This is a genomic window from Pseudomonas sp. S3_B08, from assembly GCF_054667725.1.
Genome location: NZ_CP162750.1, coordinates 3,609,796 through 3,625,190 on the forward strand (window position 1 = coordinate 3,609,796; position 15,395 = coordinate 3,625,190).

At 61.2% G+C, this 15,395-nt stretch carries 13 protein-coding genes; 3 read left to right on the top strand and 10 right to left on the bottom strand.

Features of this window, described 5'->3' with window-relative positions:
• Nucleotides 1-23: 23 nt before the first annotated feature.
• The gene (locus AB4N73_RS16220) at nt 24-791 is read right to left on the bottom strand and encodes a sulfite exporter TauE/SafE family protein (RefSeq protein ID WP_056790143.1); all 768 of its coding nucleotides are present in this window, start codon (nt 789-791) and stop codon (nt 24-26) included.
• Nucleotides 792-1,010: 219 nt separating this feature from the next.
• On the opposite strand from AB4N73_RS16220, the gene xseA reads away from it, so the two are divergent.
• From xseA to leuA, 3 genes are all read left to right on the top strand, one after another.
• Nucleotides 1,011-2,390 carry an exodeoxyribonuclease VII large subunit gene (xseA, locus tag AB4N73_RS16225; RefSeq protein WP_252882629.1) on the top strand — a complete coding sequence of 460 codons (1,380 nt, stop codon included), beginning with the start codon at nt 1,011-1,013 and terminating at the stop codon, nt 2,388-2,390.
• Nucleotides 2,391-2,393: 3 nt separating this feature from the next.
• Nucleotides 2,394-3,215 (top strand): peptidoglycan DD-metalloendopeptidase family protein, encoded by an 822-nt coding sequence (locus AB4N73_RS16230; RefSeq protein ID WP_460142310.1) that lies wholly within the window; start codon nt 2,394-2,396, stop codon nt 3,213-3,215.
• Nucleotides 3,216-3,678: 463 nt separating this feature from the next.
• Entirely contained in the window at nt 3,679-5,358 is a 1,680-nt protein-coding gene (gene leuA, locus AB4N73_RS16235; RefSeq protein ID WP_016773339.1) for a 2-isopropylmalate synthase, read from the top strand.
• A 176-nt stretch (nt 5,359-5,534) separates the two neighbouring features.
• On the opposite strand, the gene AB4N73_RS16240 is transcribed toward leuA, so the two are convergent.
• The 9 genes from AB4N73_RS16240 to pilW form a co-directional block, all read right to left on the bottom strand.
• Nucleotides 5,535-6,326, bottom strand: coding sequence for an amidohydrolase (locus tag AB4N73_RS16240; RefSeq protein ID WP_095181711.1), 792 nt, complete (start codon nt 6,324-6,326; stop codon nt 5,535-5,537).
• Nucleotides 6,314-7,462, bottom strand: a complete 1,149-nt coding sequence (locus tag AB4N73_RS16245; protein WP_460142311.1) for a pyridoxal phosphate-dependent aminotransferase — start codon at nt 7,460-7,462, stop codon at nt 6,314-6,316. Before AB4N73_RS16245 ends, AB4N73_RS16240 begins: the two co-directional genes overlap by 13 nt.
• 291 nt (nt 7,463-7,753) lie before the next feature.
• The gene (gene der, locus AB4N73_RS16250; protein WP_024014210.1) at nt 7,754-9,226 is read right to left on the bottom strand and encodes a ribosome biogenesis GTPase Der; all 1,473 of its coding nucleotides are present in this window, start codon (nt 9,224-9,226) and stop codon (nt 7,754-7,756) included.
• A gap of 135 nt (nt 9,227-9,361) precedes the next feature.
• Nucleotides 9,362-10,513, bottom strand: a complete 1,152-nt coding sequence (gene bamB, locus AB4N73_RS16255) for an outer membrane protein assembly factor BamB (protein ID WP_016773335.1) — start codon at nt 10,511-10,513, stop codon at nt 9,362-9,364.
• Entirely contained in the window at nt 10,506-11,147 is a 642-nt protein-coding gene (locus AB4N73_RS16260; protein ID WP_016773334.1) for a tetratricopeptide repeat protein, read from the bottom strand. The genes bamB and AB4N73_RS16260 overlap by 8 nt, the downstream gene beginning before the upstream one ends.
• A gap of 41 nt (nt 11,148-11,188) precedes the next feature.
• Complete coding sequence (gene hisS / locus AB4N73_RS16265) at nt 11,189-12,478, bottom strand: histidine--tRNA ligase (RefSeq protein WP_024014212.1); 1,290 nt, start codon at nt 12,476-12,478, stop codon at nt 11,189-11,191.
• Nucleotides 12,479-12,500: 22 nt separating this feature from the next.
• A complete protein-coding gene (ispG, locus tag AB4N73_RS16270) occupies nt 12,501-13,610 on the bottom strand; it encodes a flavodoxin-dependent (E)-4-hydroxy-3-methylbut-2-enyl-diphosphate synthase (protein ID WP_016773332.1) in 1,110 nt (369 codons plus the stop codon).
• A gap of 3 nt (nt 13,611-13,613) precedes the next feature.
• Nucleotides 13,614-14,633, bottom strand: a complete 1,020-nt coding sequence (locus tag AB4N73_RS16275; RefSeq protein WP_256809633.1) for a RodZ domain-containing protein — start codon at nt 14,631-14,633, stop codon at nt 13,614-13,616.
• A complete protein-coding gene (pilW, locus tag AB4N73_RS16280) occupies nt 14,633-15,391 on the bottom strand; it encodes a type IV pilus biogenesis/stability protein PilW (protein WP_016773330.1) in 759 nt (252 codons plus the stop codon). Before pilW ends, AB4N73_RS16275 begins: the two co-directional genes overlap by 1 nt.
• Nucleotides 15,392-15,395 lie beyond the last annotated feature (4 nt).

Sequence of the window (15,395 nt, forward strand, 5' to 3'; positions counted from 1 at the left end):
GCTTAATCCCTGAAGAAATCCGGTCAAGTGCTGAAATAGCGCACCATCAACGCGATCCCGCTGGCCAGCACCAGCCAAGTCACCAGTCGCACAAACGCCTCGCGCGACAACCTCATGGTCAGCCGCCGGCCGATCCACAAGCCCAGCGCCATGGCCGGCAACAGACACAGCGCCAGCATCAACAAGGGTAGCTCGGCATACACACCGGCGATGACAAACAGACTCAAGCGCACCACGGTGCTGCAACTGATCAAGGCACTTTGCGTGGCCCGCGCCGCTTCCTTGGGCAGGCGGCTGTTCAGATAAATCGCGTAAAGAAAGCCGCCACTGCCAAACAACGCGCCGAACAACCCACCCACCGTGCCCATCGGCACCGCCCACGCCGCTGACAACTGCGCGGGCCGCGCTTTGACCCACAGGCTGTAAACCGCATAGGCACTGATAAACAGCCCCATCAACAGCAGCAACAGATCGGATTTCAGATTCAGCAGGAAGATCACCCCCAGCGTGCAGCCGATTGCCATGCACGGCAGCAGCCTGAGCAATTCCGGCTTGGCGACGTCGCGCCGCGAGGGCAGCAGATTGCCGAACGCCGCGACGAAATCCAGCAGCACCAGCAGCGGCACGATTTTCGATAGCGGCATGAACAGAATCAGCATCGGCCCCGCGACCAGCGCAGTGCCGAAACCGGCGATGCCGAAGACGATGTAGGCCAAGGCAATGGCCAACCCGATGACCGCCCAACCGCCAGCGCCCCACGACCACGCCCCCAACAGCTCCATCATGCTCATCGTCCGCATCCTTTATAAGACCGCGCTGACTGTAGCCAGTAGCGGGCAGCACGACCAGATATCAAATTGATCCCATGTGGGAGCGAGCCTGCTCGCGAAGGCGGAGTGTCATTCCCGTTGTTGTCCGCTGACACAATGCTTTCGCGAGCAGGCTCGCTCCCACAGGGTTTTGTGCGGCGTCATGGTGATTGGCGGGCAAATGCCTTTAAACTGCGCCCCATGATTAAAGATCCCTTTGCAAGACTTGGCCTGGACCGTGAAGTCCTGACCGTCAGCCAGCTCAACGGCCGTGCGCGGGTGTTGCTTGAAGACGTGTTCAGCAACATCTGGGTCGAAGGCGAAATCTCCAACCTCGCGCGCCCGGCGTCCGGCCACGTCTATTTCACCCTCAAGGACAGCGGCGCGCAGGTGCGTTGCGCGCTGTTCCGGCAGAACGCCGCGCGGGTGCGTCAGGCGTTGAAGGATGGTCTGGCGGTCAAGGTGCGCGGCAAGGTTTCGCTGTTCGAAGGCCGTGGCGACTATCAGCTGATCCTCGACACCGTGGAGCCGGCCGGTGACGGCGCGCTGCGTCTGGCCTTCGATGCGCTGAAGGAAAAGCTCAGCGCCGAAGGCCTGTTCAGTGCCGAACGCAAAGTTCCGCTGCCCGCGCATCCGCAGCGCATCGGCATCATCAGTTCGCCGACCGGCGCGGTGATTCGCGACATCATCAGCGTATTCCGCCGCCGTGCGCCGCAGGTGCAACTGACCCTGATTCCAACCGCTGTGCAGGGCCGCGAGGCCACCGCGCAAATCGTTCGCGCGCTGAAAATGGCCGATGCCCGTGGCTTCGACGCGCTGATCCTCGCCCGTGGCGGCGGCTCGCTGGAAGACCTCTGGTGCTTCAACGAGGAAGCCGTGGCGCGCGCGGTCGATGCCTGTGTCACACCGATTGTCAGCGCCGTCGGCCATGAAACCGATGTTTCGATCAGCGATTTTGTCGCCGACGTCCGCGCACCGACGCCCTCGGCCGCCGCCGAACTGCTCGCTCCGGATTCCAGCCATCTGATCCGTCAGGTCGAGAGCCTGCACCGGCGTCTGGTGATGCGCATGCGTGACCGCTTGATGCGTGATCGCCTGCGTCTGGAAGGCATGGCCCGACGGTTGCGGCATCCCGGCGAACGTCTGCGCCAGCAGGCTCAGCGTCTGGATGATCTGGACATGCGCATGCGCCGGGCCTTCGAACGCCATCTCAATACCCGCCGCGAACGCCTGATCCGTCTGGAAACCCGCCTCGCCGGGCAACATCCGGGGCGCCAACTGGCGATGCTTCGCCAGCGCCTCGACAGCCTCGCCGAACGTCTGCCCCGGGCCATGCGCGATGCTCTGAAACAGCGTCGTCAGCTATTGCACAGTCAGATGCAGACCCTGCATGTGGTCAGTCCATTGGCGACCCTCGGTCGCGGTTACAGCATCCTGCTCGACGAGCGTGGCCACGCGATCCGCAACGCCGCGCAGACCCACACCGGCCAGCGCCTGAAAGCCAAGCTCGGCGAAGGCGAACTGCAAGTGCGCGTCGAGGACAATCACCTGACGCCCGTCACCCTCTCTTTACTGGACTGATCCATGCCGCGTTTTCTCGCTCCGCTGCTGTTGCTCTGCCTGACCTTCAACGCCCACGCCGACAGTTACATCACTCGGCTGCTGAACAAACCGGTGCCGGGCGGCGTCGCCGTGGTGGATCTGGGCACCGCCGCGCAGGCGCCGAAAGCCACCTATCAAGGCAAACCGGTGCTGGTGGTCAAAGAGCAGAACAACTGGCTGGCGATCGTCGGCGTGCCGCTGACGGTCAAACCTGGCGCGCAGCAGATCAGCAGTGGCGGGCGCAACTTGCCGTTTACCGTGGGCAGCAAGAAATACCCGGAACAGCACATCACCCTGAAGAACAAACAGCAGGTCAATCCGAACGCCGACAACCTCAAGCGCATTGAAGGCGAACTGGCGGAACAGATCGCGGCTTACCGCAGTTTCAGCCCGAACACGCCGAGCAATCTGCTGCTGGACAAGCCTGTAAACGGGCCGCTGTCGAGCAAGTTCGGTGTGCGCCGTTTCTTCAATGGCGAAGAGCGCAATCCTCACGCCGGCCTCGATTTCGCAGTGCCGGCGGGCACGCCCATCAAGACCCCGGCGGCGGGCAAGGTGATTCTGATCGGCAATTACTTCTTCAACGGCAACACGGTGTTCGTTGACCACGGCCAAGGCTTTATCAGCATGTTCTGCCACATGTCGAAGATCGACGTGAAGAACGGCCAGCAACTGGCCCGTGGCGCGGTGGTGGGCAAGGTCGGCGCGACCGGCCGCGCGACCGGGCCGCATATGCACTGGAACGCCAGCCTGAATGACGCGCGGGTGGATCCGGCGATTTTCATTGGTGCCTTCCAACCTTGAATATGTGTTGAGGCGACCGGCCTTTTCGCGAGCAGGCTCGCTCCCACACTGGATCTTGTTCACAACAAAGATCCCCTGCGGGAGCGAGCCTGCTCGCGAAGGCGGCCTATAAAACACCGCAATACTCAATGAATCTCCAAAAACTCAATTGCGCCCCAATCTAGCCTTACGCAAACATCAACAACTTCCACCGCCTTAAGCGCAATAAATTCCTGCAAAATCCCGCTTTCCGGGTATTCCTCTCAATTTTTTCCGACTGCTTGCCATCCTTTCCCCTCGCGGTTAGGGTTGAAGCCATGAAAACCTCTCACACCCTCATTCAGCTTCGCCAGCACCGCAGCCTGTGCCTCGTCAGCGCACGACTGCCAGGCTGAATCGCTGCGCCTCGTCCCACGCTTTTCCAAGAACATTCGTTCAACCGGCAGGCCGCCTCTTTTCGGCCCAGACAACAAGGAATTTCCCGATGAGCATGCTCAAAGACCCGTCTTCGAAATACCGCGCGTTTCCCGTCATCAACCTGCCGGATCGCACATGGCCGTCGAAGACCATCGACGCCGCGCCAATCTGGTGCAGCTCCGACCTGCGTGACGGCAACCAGTCGCTGATCGAGCCAATGGACGCGGCGAAGAAGCTGCGGTTCTGGAAAACCCTGGTGCAGGTCGGCGTGAAGGAGATCGAAGCGTCGTTCCCGGCCGCGTCGCAAACCGACTTCGACTTCGTGCGCACGCTGATCGAAGAAGGCCACATCCCGGACGACACCACCATTCAGGTACTGACCCAGGGCCGTGAAGACCTGATTGAGCGCACCTTCGAATCCCTGCGCGGGGCGAAGAAAGCCATCGTTCACCTGTACAACGCCACTTCGCCTTCTTTCCGTCGCATCGTCTTCAACCAGGACAAGGACGGTATCAAGGCCATCGCCGTCAACGCTGCCAAGCTGTTCGTCAAATACGCAGCCATGCAGCCGGAAACCGAGTGGACCTTCGAATACTCGCCGGAAACCTTCAGCGCAACCGAGCTGGAATTCGCCAAGGAAGTCTGCGACGCCGTGATCGAGGTGTGGAACCCGACGCCTGAGCACAAGATGATCCTCAACCTGCCGGCCACGGTTGAATGCGCGACGCCGAACGTCTACGCCGACCAGATCGAATGGTTTGGTCGCAACATCAACCGTCGTGACAGCGTGATCATCAGCCTGCACACCCACAACGACCGGGGCACCGGCGTCGCGGCCACCGAGCTGGGCCTGATGGCCGGCGCCGATCGCGTCGAAGGCTGCCTGTTCGGCAACGGCGAGCGCACCGGCAACGTCGACCTCGTCACCGTCGCGCTGAACATGTACACCCAGGGCGTCGACCCTGAGCTGGACTTCTCCGACATCGACGGCGTGCGCAAGGTCGTCGAAGAGTGCAACCAGATCCAAGTGCACCCGCGCCACCCGTATGTTGGCGACCTGGTGCACACCGCATTCTCCGGCTCGCACCAGGACGCAATCCGCAAGGGCTTCGCCCAGCAGAAACCGGACACCCTGTGGGAAGTGCCGTACCTGCCGATCGACCCGGCCGACATCGGTCGCAGCTACGAGGCGGTGATCCGCGTCAACAGCCAGTCGGGCAAGGGCGGCATCGCTTACTTGCTGGAGCAGGAATACGGCATCAGCCTGCCACGGCGCATGCAGATCGAATTCAGCCAAGTGGTGCAGCGTGAGACCGATCGCCTGGGCCTGGAGATGACGGCCAAGCAGATTCACTCGCTGTTGATCAGCGAATACCTGCAGGCCAACACTCCGTATGCGCTCGTCAGCCATCGTTTGCAGGAAGAGAACGGCAACAGCGCCGTCGAAGTCGAAGTAGCCAGCAAAGGTCAGGGCGAAACCAACCTGCACTGGCGCGGCAAGGGCAACGGCGCGCTGGAAGCGCTGGTCGCCGGCCTGCCGATTCCGGTGGAAATCATGGACTACAACGAACACGCGATCGGCGCAGGCACCAATGCCAAAGCGGCGGCCTATATCGAATTGCGGGTGAACGGTGAACGTGCGGTGCACGGCGTGGGTATCGATGAAAACATCACCACGGCGAGTTTCAAGGCACTGTTCAGCGCGCTGAACCGCTCGCTGAGCCAGCCAGAGGCGAAAGCGGCGTAATCCGACCACTGAAATGCGAAGGCCCCGGAGTGTGAGCTCCGGGGCCTTTTTTTGCCTACAGGTTTCTGGCTGACTTTTATGGCCCCTTCGCGAGCAGGCTCGCTCCCACATTTGGAATGCATTTCCCTGTGGGAGCGAGCCTGCTCGCGAAGGCGTCCTGACAGGCGCTGGGAGTATCAGGTGAACTCGAAAGTGTCGGCATCCAGGTTCGCCGGAAAGCGCTCGCGATATGCAGCCAACGGCGCCGCTTCCACAATCACCTTGAACACGCCATCCGCCTCCCCCGCCGCCAGCAACGTCTCGCCCTGGAAATCCAGCACCTGACTGTCGCCGGTATACGCGAAGCCTTTGCCATCGCTGCCCACCCGATTTACCGCTGCCACGTAGCAGAGATTTTCAATCGCTCGTGCCGGCAGCAGGCGGTTCCAGTGCAGACGCCGTGCGCCCGGCCAGTTGGCGGTGTACAGCAGCAGATCGGTGTCCTGCGCGTCGCGGCTCCACACCGGGAAACGCAGGTCGTAGCAGATCAGCGGACGAATCCGCCAACCCTTGAGCTCGAACTGCACCTGACGCTCGCCCGGCGTGTAATGGTTGTGCTCGCCGGCCATACGAAACAGGTGACGCTTGTCGTAATGCAGCACTTCGCCGTCCGGCCGCGCCCAGAGCAAGCGGTTGCGATGGCTGCCGTCAGCCGCCTGAATGATCACGCTGCCAGTGATGACCGCATCGAACTTCGCTGCCTGCGTCCGCAGCCATTTGCTGGTCGGGCCGTTTTCGGCTTCGGCGAGGGTTTCCGATTCCATCGAGAATCCGGTAGTGAACATCTCCGGCAGGATGATCAGATCGGCGCCCCGGGCCTGCTCCAGCAGCAGCTCGAAATGTTCGAGGTTGGCCTGGCGGTCGTGCCAGGCCAGGCTGGTCTGGATCAGCGCCAGAGTCAGGTCTGGCAATGCACTCAGATCACGCATAGTTTTGCCGCCGCTTCACGCAGCGTCTCCTCGCGTTTGGCAAAGCACAGGCGTATCAGGCGCTGGCCTTGCGGTGGATTCTGGTAGAACACCGACACCGGAATGCTCGCGACACCGTGCTCGCGAGTCATCCACATGGCCATGTCGACATCATTCAGATCCGGACGGATCTGCGAATAATCGACCAATTGGAAATAGGTGCCGGTGACTCGGGTAAAACTGAAGCGCGACGGCGCGAGCAGATCGCAGAACAGATCGCGCTTGGCCTGATAGAAACCCGGCAGCTCTTCAACGTGCTCCGGGTGCTCGGCCATGTAATCGGCCAGCGCGTATTGCAGCGGCGTGACGCCACAGAAACTGACGTACTGATGCACCTTGCGCAGCTCGGCCGTCAGCGCTGGAGGGGCGACGACGTAGCCGGTTTTCCAGCCGGTGACGTGGTACGTCTTGCCGAACGAACTGACCACGAACGCGCGCTGATACAGCTCTTCATGGGCCAGCACGCTGACATGCGGCACGCCGTCGAAGACCAGGTGTTCGTAGACTTCGTCGCTGATCAGATAGATGTCGCGATCACGGATCAACGCCGCCAGTTGATCGAGCTCGGCGCGGCTGATCAATGCGCCGCTGGGGTTGTGCGGGGTGTTGATGACGATCATTTTCGTCCGCGGACTGAGGGCCGCTGCGAGTTGATCGAAATCGATGGAGAAATCGTCCGGATTCAGCTGCACATGCACGCAACGACCACCCGCCAATTCTGTCGCCGGTGCGTAGCTGTCGTAGCACGGATCGAACACGATGACTTCATCGCCGCTGTGAATCACTGCCTGAATCGCGCAGAAGATTGCCTGAGTCGCACCGGGCGTTACCGTCACTTCATGATCGGCATCGACTGTCACGCCATAGCTGCGCGCGATCTTGGCCGCGATCTGCTGACGCAACGCCGGCAAACCGGTCATCGGCGAATACTGGTTATGGCCACTGGCGATATGCCGCCCGACCGCATCACGCAACGACTGCGGGCCGTCGAAATCCGGGAAACCCTGGGACAGGTTGATCGCGCCGGTCTGCGCCGCGAGCTGAGACATCTGCGTGAAAATAGTGATGCCGACATTCGGCAGCTTGCTGGTGATCATCGGGGGTTCTCTGCTCAACACCCGGCTCTGACGACGGCGCGGGAGAGCCCGAGGATAGCCCATCCGGCGCCCATAAAAAAAGGGCGCCAAACGGCGCCCTTCTCTCATTGAACAAACCCAATCCTGTGGCGAGGGGATTTATCCCCGTTCCGGCTGCGAAGCAGTCGCAAACCCGTTGAATGCGGTTTGACTGATACACCGCGGACACAGGTTTTGGGGCTGCTGCGCAGCCCATCGGGGATAAATCCCCTCGCCACAAAAGCCCCACACAAAATTGTGCAGGGCCTCGGATCACTTCTTGTCGCGGCGCTTCTTGCTGGCTTTCTTGTTGTGCGACATCAAGCGACGCTTCTTGTTGACCTGGCGGTCGGTCAGCGTGTTCTTGTTGCCTTCGTACGGGTTCTCGCCGCCCTTGAACTCGATGCGGATCGGCGTACCGACCAGCTTGAGTACACGACGGTAAGTGTTCTCCAGATAGCGCACGTACGACTTCGGCACTTTCTCGATCTGGTTACCGTGGATCACGATGATCGGCGGGTTCGCACCACCCAAGTGAGCGTAACGCAGCTTGATCCGGCGGTTGTTGACCATTGGCGGCGCGTGCTCGCCCACCGCATCTTCCAGAATCTGGGTCAGACGGTTGGTCGGCCAGCGGGTAACAGCGGACTTGAACGAGTTCTGCACCGAAGCGTAGAGGTTGCCCACGCCCGTGCCGTGCAACGCCGAGATGAAGTGAATGTCGGCGTAGTCGACGAAGAACAGACGACGTTGCAGCTCGACTTTCACAAAGTCGCGCTCGCTCGGCGTCATGCCATCCCACTTGTTGATCGCGATGACCAGCGCACGACCGGATTCGATCGCGAAGCCCAGCAGGTTCAGGTCGTGATCGACCACACCCTCGCGGGCGTCCATCACGAAGATCACCACGTTGGCGTCTTTGATCGCCTGCAGGGTTTTGACCACGGAGAACTTTTCGACTTCTTCGTGGATCTTGCCGCGCTTGCGCACACCGGCGGTGTCGATCAGCGTGTACTTCTCTTCATTGCGCTCGAACGGAATGTAGATGCTGTCGCGGGTGGTGCCCGGCTGGTCGTACACAATGACCCGGTCTTCACCAAGCATGCGGTTGACCAGGGTCGACTTGCCGACGTTCGGACGACCGATGATGGCGATCTTGATCCCGTCTTTTTCGCTCGGACCAGGAATGCGCTTGGCTTCCTCGCCTTCGGCAACGACTTCTTCCTCTTCACCTTCAGCCGGCTCGTCATCATCGCGCGGGAATTCGCTCAGGGCGGCTTCCAGCAGTTGCGTGATGCCACGGCCGTGGGCGCCGGCGATCGGGATCGCGTGGCCCATGCCCAGCGGGGCGAATTCGGCGCGGGCCATTTCCGGGTCGATGTTGTCGACCTTGTTGGCCACCACGTGGGAACGCTTGTTACGTTTGCGCAAATGCTCGGCGATCATCTGGTCGGCAGCGGTAAAACCGGCCTTGGCATCTACCAGAAACAGCACCACATCGGCTTCTTCGATGGCCAGCAGCGACTGCTCGGCCATTTTTTCGTCCATACCATGTTCGTCACCGGAGATACCGCCGGTGTCGATCAGAATGTAGGAACGCCCTTGCCACTTGGCCTCACCGTACTGGCGATCACGGGTCAGACCGGACAGGTCGCCGACGATGGCGTCACGAGTCCTGGTCAGGCGGTTGAACAAGGTGGACTTGCCGACGTTCGGTCGGCCCACCAGGGCGATTACGGGAACCATGCGGCTCTCCACTTCGTTATTTCAGAAAATACAAAAGCCGCTGCGAGGCAGCGGCTGGTGCTCGGGGCAACACCCGGGGGCGCTGCAAACCCTGCTGATGCAGGGCCGCTTGGGGATGAACCCCAAGCATAGTTGTTACTTGATGGTCAGGGCTTCCAGTTTGCCGCTATTGCCATACACATAAATCGTGTCGCCCACCACCAGCGGACGGGCACGCAGGCCGTCGCTGTCGATGCGCTCACGGCCGACGAAACGACCGTCGACCTGACTCAGCAGATGCAGATAACCTTCCAGGTCACCCACAGCTACGTAGCTGGAGAACACTTCCGGTGCCGACAGTTGACGGCGAGCCAGCGAGTCGTTGCTCCACAGTGCGGTGGTCGAACGCTCGTCGACGCCTTCAACGGTGCCCGAGGACAGGCTCACGTAGACGCTGCCGAAACCCTGAGCGATACCGGCGTAGCTCGACGCATCGCGCTGCCACAGTTGACGACCGCTTTCCAGGTCCAGTGCCGCAACGCGACCCTGATAGCTGGCCACGTACAGCGTGCCGCCCGACAGCAGCAGACCGCCGTCGATGTCGACGACGCGCTCCAGCTCCGAACGACCTTGTGGAATGGCGATGCGTTGTTCCCACACCGGCACGCCGTTGGAGATGTCCAGCGCGACCACTTTACCGGTCGACAGGCCAGCTACGGCCAGACGGTTGGTCACCAGCGGAGCACTGGTGCCACGCAGGGTCAGGACCGCCGGGGTGCTGTCATACACCCAGCGCTGGTTGCCGGTGGCAGCGTCCAGACCGATCAAACGATCGTCCTGGGTCTGCACGACGACCACGTCGCCATTGTTGGCCGGCGGCGCGAGCACTTCACTGTTGACGCGGGCACGCCACTTCTCTTCACCGTTGCTGGTGTCCAGAGCGACGACTTCGCCACGCAGCGTACCGATCAGTACCAGACCGTAACCCACGCCAACGGCGCCGGAGACAGGCAGTTCCAGATCCTGGTCCCACTTCACATCGCCGTTGCTGCGATCCAGCGCCATCACCACACCAGTCACATCGGCGGCGTAGATGGTGTCACCGTCGATCGCCGGCACCAGCATGTTGTAGGTTTCGCCCTGACCGTCACCGATCGAGCGGCTCCACTGCTTCTGCAGAACCACTTCTTCTTTGAAGTCGGTCAGCTCGGCCGGTGGCAATTCTTTCTTGCTGTTGCTGCTGCAACCCGCGGCCAGAAGGGCCAGAGCCAGCAATGCTGCATGCTTCCAACGGATCACGTCACGCATCCCCTTTGGCCAGGTCGTCGAGCTTGATTTGAAGGCCACCGACCGCCGCTTCATCCGACAGTGCCGCCTTGGCTTTTTGATACGCCTTGTTCGCGTCATCGGTACGGCCCAAGCGCACCAGCAGGTCGCCCTTGAGTTCTTCGCGAGTGGCCAGGAACGCTTTGTCGGCATCGCCGTCGAGCAGTTTCAGGGCGTCTTCGGCCTTGTCCTGCGCGCCCAGCACCTGCGCCAGACGCTGACGGGCGATTTCGCCCAGCGCCGGGTTGGCCGGTTTGTCGACGATGGCCTTGAGTTCGGTTGCCGCGTCGTCCAGCTTGCCGCTGTCGACCGCCACTTTGGCGACGAACAGGCTGCCGTATTGCGCATAGGCAGAACCGCCGTACTCGCTGTTGAGCTTGCCGGCCAGATCCGCAACGCGGGCGGCATCAGGCTTGCCGTCAGGCGTCAGCGTGGTTTCCAGCAATTGCTGATAGAGCACCGAGGCGCCTTGCGACTGGTTGCTCTGGTACTTGTGATAGGCCTGCCAGCCGAACACGATGACCAGCGCCAACAGGCCGCCGGTGACCAGAGGTTTGCCGTTGCGTGTCCACCAGTCCTTCAAATCCGCCAACTGTTCGTCTTCGGTACTCGACACCCCAATACTCCTTAATCGCTAAATCGGCTGTTAAGACAGCTTCAACCCTGCACGACGCAGGTGGCCAGGTGAGCGGCAAGCGCATCCCAGGCAATGCTTTGTTGTTCGCCCTGGCCACGCAGGGGTTTGAAACCTACCACTTGCTGGGCCATTTCGTCGTCACCGAGGATCAATGCGTACAGCGCACCGCTCTTGTCGGCCTTCTTGAACTGGCTTTTGAAACTGCCGGCGCCGGCATTGACTTGCAGGCGCAGGTTTGGAAGTTCATCGCGAACACGTTCGGCCAGGGCCAGACCGGCCAGCTCGGCCTCTTCACCGAAGGCGCAGAGGTAGACGTCGACCTGACGGGAAATTTCCTGCGGAATCTGCTCAAGGGTTTCGAGCATCAATACCAGACGCTCGATGCCCATGGCGAAACCGACGCCCGGGGTTGGCTTGCCGCCCATCTGCTCGACCAGACCGTCGTAACGGCCGCCCGCGCACACGGTGCCCTGGGCGCCGAGCTTGTCGGTGACCCATTCGAAAACGGTTTTGCTGTAGTAATCGAGGCCACGCACCAGTTTCGGGTTGAGCACGTAAGGAATGCCGACGGCATCCAGACGCGCCTTCAGGCCTTCAAAGTGAGCGCGGGACTCGTCGTCGAGGTAATCGGCCATTTTCGGCGCATCGACCAGCACGGCCTGGGTGTCGGCATTTTTCGTGTCGAGCACGCGCAGCGGGTTGGTTTTCAGGCGACGCTGGCTGTCTTCGTCGAGCTTGTCGTGGTGCGCCGAGAGGTACTCGACCAGGGCTTCACGATAGCGACCACGGGATTCGCTGGTGCCGAGGCTGTTGAGTTCGAGCTTGACCGCATCACGGATTCCCAGCTCGCCCCACAGGCGCCAGGTCATGATGATCAGCTCGGCGTCGATGTCCGGACCGTCGAGGTTGAACACTTCCAGACCGATCTGGTGGAACTGGCGATAACGGCCTTTTTGCGGACGCTCGTGGCGGAACATCGGGCCGATGTACCAGAGTTTCTGCACCTGACCACCGCCGGTGATGCCGTGCTCAAGCACGGCACGCACGCACGCCGCAGTACCTTCCGGACGCAGGGTCAGGGAATCACCGTTGCGGTCTTCGAAGGTGTACATCTCTTTTTCGACGATATCGGTGACTTCGCCGATCGAGCGCTTGAACAGCTCGGTGAACTCGACGATCGGCATGCGGATCTGCTTGTAACCGTAGTTATCCAGCAGACGCGCCACAGTGCCTTCGAAATAACGCCACAGCGGGGTCTGTTCGGGCAGGATGTCGTTCATGCCACGAATGGCTTGCAGAGACTTGCTCACAAAATTTCCTTAATTCGTTCGATCAGCCGCGCGCGATAACGGCAGCGTCAGCTTCGACCTTTTCGGCCGCTTTCTGGCGGATCAGCTTTTCCAGCTCGTCCACCAGATTGTCATTCGTCAGCTTCTGCGACGGCTTGCCGTCGATGTAAATCAGGTTTGGCGTGCCGCCGGTCAAGCCGATATGGGCTTCCTTGGCTTCGCCGGGGCCGTTGACCACGCAACCGATGACCGCGACATCCAGCGGCACCAGCAGGTCTTCAAGGCGCCCTTCCAGCTCGTTCATGGTCTTGACCACATCGAAGTTCTGCCGCGAGCAGCTCGGGCAGGCGATGAAGTTGATGCCACGGGAACGCAGATGCAAAGACTTGAGAATGTCGTAACCGACCTTCACTTCCTCGACCGGGTCGGCCGCCAGCGAGATGCGGATAGTATCGCCAATCCCTTCGGCGAGCAGCATACCTAGGCCCACGGCGGATTTCACTGTGCCCGAACGCAAACCACCAGCTTCGGTGATGCCGAGGTGCAGCGGCTGGACGATTTCTTTCGCCAGCAAACGGTAGGCTTCGACGGCCATGAACACGTCGGAGGCCTTAACGCTGACCTTGAAGTCCTGGAAATTCAGGCGTTCGAGGTGTTCAACGTGGCGCAGCGCGGATTCGACCAATGCGGCCGGGGTCGGCTCGCCGTATTTCTTTTGCAGGTCTTTTTCCAGGGAACCGGCGTTGACGCCGATGCGGATCGGAATGCCGCGATCACGGGCCGCATCGACCACGGCACGCACGCGGTCTTCGCGACCGATGTTGCCCGGGTTGATGCGCAGGCAGTCCACACCCAGTTCGGCCACGCGCAAGGCGATTTTGTAGTCGAAGTGGATATCGGCCACCAACGGCACTTTGACCAGTTGCTTGATCTTGCCGAACGCCTCGGCGGCGTCCATGTCCGGCACCGAGACGCGAACGATGTCGACGCCGGCGGCTTCCAGACGATTGATCTGCGCCACGGTCGCGGCGACGTCATTGGTGTCGCTGTTGGTCATGCTCTGCACAGCGATCGGCGCGTCGCCGCCCACCGGTACGTTGCCGACCCAGATCTTGCGCGATTCGCGACGTTTGATTGGAGATTCGCCGTGCATGACTTATTGACCCAACTTCAGGCGAGCAGTCTCGCCACTGGTGAACGGAGCGATATCGACCGGTTGGCCGTTGTAGCTGACCTGTGCCGCGCGGGCAACGCCCAGACGTACGGCGAGCGGCGGTTTGCCGGAAACGCTCACGCTGTCGCCTTTATGCTTCAGACCACTGAAAATCACTTTGCCACGGCCATCGGTCACCTGTGCCCAGCAATCGCCGGTGAACTGCAATTGCACCTGGCCTTCGCCGGCAACCGGCGCAGCTGCTTCAGCGCTTGGCGCTTGAGCAACCGGCGCGGTCGGGACAGGTGTCGCTGGGACACTCGGCGCTGGAGTGGCCGGAGCCGCCACCACTGGTGCAGGCGTCTGTGCCGGAGCGCTTGGCGCAACTGCCGGGGCAGCCGGCTCGGTTGCTGGCGCTGCGGACTCGGCACCGGTGGATTCAGCACTGGTTTCCGACTGCGGCAAGGCCAGCGATGTCGAATTGTCAGCCTGATTTTCGGCGACAGCCTGGTCTTCCGGCTCGTCAATCGGGTGGATCTGCGTGGTGCCGTCCGCGCCTTCGACTTCGACGTGTTCCGGCGCCAGGCTGGTCAGATCGCGGGTGCGCTGCGAGGTCTGATCCTGCCACCAGACGAAACCGCCGCCGATGACCGCGATCAGCAGCAACAGGCTGACGATACGCAAAATGGTGTGGGAAACCCGCACCGGCTCTTCGATACGACCGAGGGCGTGAACGTTGCTGCCCTGGGAATCGGTGCCGGTGGACTGGTCGAACTGCTGAACCAGAACGGTCTGGTCCATGCCGAGCAATTTGGCATAGGCGCGAATGTAACCGCGAGCGAAGGTATGCCCCGGCAGCTTGTCGAAAGCGCCGGCTTCAAGATTGCTCAGGGACGTCACGGTGAGGTTGAGCTTGAGGGCCACTTCGGCCAGCGACCAGCCATTGCTTTCGCGGGCCTGGCGCAGGGTCTCACCGGGATTTACGCGATTCGCTGCTACAACTTCGGGATGCGCCGCTTTCATCATTGCTCCGACAGGTATTGCTGATATTCCGGCGTACCGGGATAGAGTCGTTTTAATTGCAGACCGTAACTGGCTGCCTTGTCGCGATCTTCAAACACTTTTGCCAGCCGAACGCCGAGCAATAGACTACGTGCATTTTGTTCGGTGAGCTGGCTGAAACGGTCGTAATAGTCACGCGCGGGCACATAATGCCTGTCTTCGAAGGACAACTCAGCCATTTCCAGCAATGCGCGTGGTTGTTGGCGATTCAGGCGCAGGGCTTTTTCCAGCTGTTGCTGGGCCAGATCACGCTGGCCAAGCTTGGCGGCGGTCATGCCGAGATTTTCGAAGACCCGCGAGCGCTCAGGATACAGGGTATCGGCGGCCGCTTGTTCAAAACGCTCGTAGGCTTCCTTGTAGCGCTGTTCTTCGTAGAGAAAACTGCCGTAGTTGTTGAGGATGCGCGCATCGGCGGGACGTGAGGACAAGGCCTTGCGAAAGTGCTCGTCGGCAAGTGCCGGCTCCATCTCGGCCTGAAACACCAGACCGAGGGCCGCATTGGCGTCAGGGTCGGAACCGTCCAGCTCCAGCGCTTTCTTCAACGGCACCTTGGCGCGCTCGGTCATGCCCTGCTGCAGGTAGCCCAGCCCCAGCTGCACGTAGGCAGCCCGCGCTTCATCGCGGCCCTTGCTGGTCTTCATCGGGTTGTAGTCACCCGACAGGACACAGCCAGCGCACAGGCTGGCCAACAGCAACAGCAGCGCAAAGCGCAGGGACATAGAG

Coding starts and splice junctions, on each gene's coding strand:
- AB4N73_RS16220 (WP_056790143.1), bottom strand. CDS start 791: ATGAGCATGATGGAGCTGTTGGGGGCGTGGTCGTGGGGCGCTGGCGGT.
- xseA (WP_252882629.1), top strand. CDS start 1,011: ATGATTAAAGATCCCTTTGCAAGACTTGGCCTGGACCGTGAAGTCCTG.
- AB4N73_RS16230 (WP_460142310.1), top strand. CDS start 2,394: ATGCCGCGTTTTCTCGCTCCGCTGCTGTTGCTCTGCCTGACCTTCAAC.
- leuA (WP_016773339.1), top strand. CDS start 3,679: ATGAGCATGCTCAAAGACCCGTCTTCGAAATACCGCGCGTTTCCCGTC.
- AB4N73_RS16240 (WP_095181711.1), bottom strand. CDS start 6,326: ATGCGTGATCTGAGTGCATTGCCAGACCTGACTCTGGCGCTGATCCAG.
- AB4N73_RS16245 (WP_460142311.1), bottom strand. CDS start 7,462: ATGATCACCAGCAAGCTGCCGAATGTCGGCATCACTATTTTCACGCAG.
- der (WP_024014210.1), bottom strand. CDS start 9,226: ATGGTTCCCGTAATCGCCCTGGTGGGCCGACCGAACGTCGGCAAGTCC.
- bamB (WP_016773335.1), bottom strand. CDS start 10,513: ATGCGTGACGTGATCCGTTGGAAGCATGCAGCATTGCTGGCTCTGGCC.
- ispG (WP_016773332.1), bottom strand. CDS start 13,610: ATGCACGGCGAATCTCCAATCAAACGTCGCGAATCGCGCAAGATCTGG.
- AB4N73_RS16275 (WP_256809633.1), bottom strand. CDS start 14,633: ATGAAAGCGGCGCATCCCGAAGTTGTAGCAGCGAATCGCGTAAATCCC.
- pilW (WP_016773330.1), bottom strand. CDS start 15,391: ATGTCCCTGCGCTTTGCGCTGCTGTTGCTGTTGGCCAGCCTGTGCGCT.